This is a genomic window from Flavobacterium sp. (genome assembly GCF_029242675.1).
Classification (GTDB): Bacteria; Bacteroidota; Bacteroidia; order Flavobacteriales; family Flavobacteriaceae; genus Flavobacterium.
On sequence record NZ_JAQWTM010000410.1, the window covers coordinates 1 to 2,161 of the forward strand.

Annotated in this window: 1 protein-coding gene and 1 pseudogene; both read right to left on the minus strand. The window is 30.1% G+C overall.

Annotated elements, in window-relative coordinates:
* Positions 1 to 1,695, minus strand: a 1,695-nt coding sequence (locus P8M54_RS15105; RefSeq protein ID WP_300288853.1) for a response regulator, incomplete at its 3' end; no start/stop codon positions are given.
* Between the two features lie 332 nt (positions 1,696 to 2,027).
* Positions 2,028 to 2,161 (minus strand): annotated as a pseudogene (locus P8M54_RS15110) (DsbA family oxidoreductase); the annotation flags it as partial.

A 2,161-nucleotide genomic window follows, 5' to 3' on the forward strand; every position in this document is an offset into this window, starting at 1 on the left:
TTCATTGATCTCAAAAGGTTTTGTTACAAAATCATTCATTCCTGCTTGTGAACATTCAAAGAGTTCTTTTTCGCCAACATTTGCGGTCAAAGCTATGATTGGAACTGTTTTTTTATTGGTATTGTCTAAGCCTCTAATATGCTGCGTGGCAGTAATCCCATCCATTACAGGCATTAAAACGTCCATCAAAATTAAGTCAAAATCGTTGTCTTTTGCAATATTTAGTGCCTCTAAACCATTGTACGCGCTTGTAATCGTACTATTTTTTAATTTATTCTTTAATTGTTTTTCTAACACCATTAGATTGATTTTATTATCATCCACAATAAGTATATTAAGCGTGGTTAATTTAAAATCAGATTGCGAGTTTTCAGATTCTAACTCATTTTCAGCAACTATTGGCAGCGGTAAGTCGATGAAAAAAGAAGTGCCTTTATTAGGTTCTGATTCGAATCTTATTTGGCCATGCATTAAATCCAAAAGCCCTTTTGAAATTGTCAATCCCAAACCAACACTATGAGTGCTGGAATTTGTTGTAGCATATTTTTGTAAAAGTCTCGTTCCCAATTCTTTACTAATTCCAGAACCAGTATCTGAAATTTGTATGGTTAGATTAAACTCCAGTTCATCATTTGGATTGTACTCACCTCCAACGATCATTTCAATCTTACCTTCCTCGGTATGTTCGATTGCGTTATTTAATAGATTAAGAATGATTTGGTTGATTCTGTTTTTATCACCGTATACTTTATTGGGTAACGTATCTTTTAGAACAAAATTAAAAACCAATCCTTTTTCTACCGCTAATCTTTCATTCATTCTAAATGAAGAATTCAAAGCACTATTCAAGTCAAATGAAGAGTACTGCAATGAAAAAGCACCATCATTTAACTTAGTAAAATCTAGTATATTATTAACCAAAGCCAGCAAATGATTTGACGAATAATCCATTAATTCTAAGAGATGCTTATTTTCATCTGTGTGATCGTTGCTTTTAAGTATATCCGAAATTCCTTTTATTGCATTTAAAGGCGTTCTAATCTCGTGGCTCATAATCGCAAAAAACGATTCTTTATTTATTTGCAGTTTTTTAAGCTTGATACGTGATTCCTCTAACTCAATGTTTTTTGCTTTTAAATCTTCGATAATATATTTTACTAAATTTGTTCTAGCAGTCAATAAAACTATCAAGTAAATCATGATCATTATAACCGTGAAATAAAAGAATTCATTGTAGATATCTCTATCATAATTATAAATGCCCCCTAAATCATAACCAAAGTAGTCGAAATATATAATTGTAGGTACCGTTGTTGCAATATATAAGATAGCGTACAATACCAATTTGTGGTACCGTATGATGATAAGAAGTACAACAGGAATGATGTACAGAAGCACAGTGAAATTGAAGAATTTACCATATAATAGATAAGCGTAGGTAAAATAAGCCATCATCATATACGTGGCAATCAACGCTTTTTTTGAAAATCTTAAGCTCTTAGTACTTGAGAAATAAACGAATGTTAAAAACAAGGGCACACTCCCCCAAGCCACATTATATAATTCAATGTAAAATAAAAATAAAGTGACTACAAAAAATTGTACTGTAAAAAAGTTAAAACTAAAATTATTAAGTTTGCTAAATTTATATAATGGGCGTTTAACTGTAGGTTGTTTGGGGTCTAAATTCTCCATAAAAAAAGTCGAAGTATGTTACTATTGTCTTCTTATTTATAGTTAAAAATACACTTTTTAACATGAAAAACAAACTAAAATAAAATTGATTTTATAAAATGTACTTTTTTAATTTTCAATACTTTCCATAGTGGTTATCTACAATATTTTAGCGGAGAAAATCTTAATTAATTACAAAATAACTTTAGCTGTAACTACGCAAAATAATTATTTATTGTTCTATACCTTTTACATTTAGTATTACTATAATGCAACCCTACAGTGCTAAAAAAAATAAGGTTAAAGAACAAGAACGTGTTTTTTAACCTTATTATAAGTGAATTCTACTTTATTTATACCACTGATTGCTCTGCAATTAATTGTTTCAAAATCTCTTTGAATGTCTCTACCGGTTGTGCACCTGTAACAGCACTTTTTCTATTAAAAACTACCGTAGGAACTGAATTGACTCCCATTTCTTTCCAGT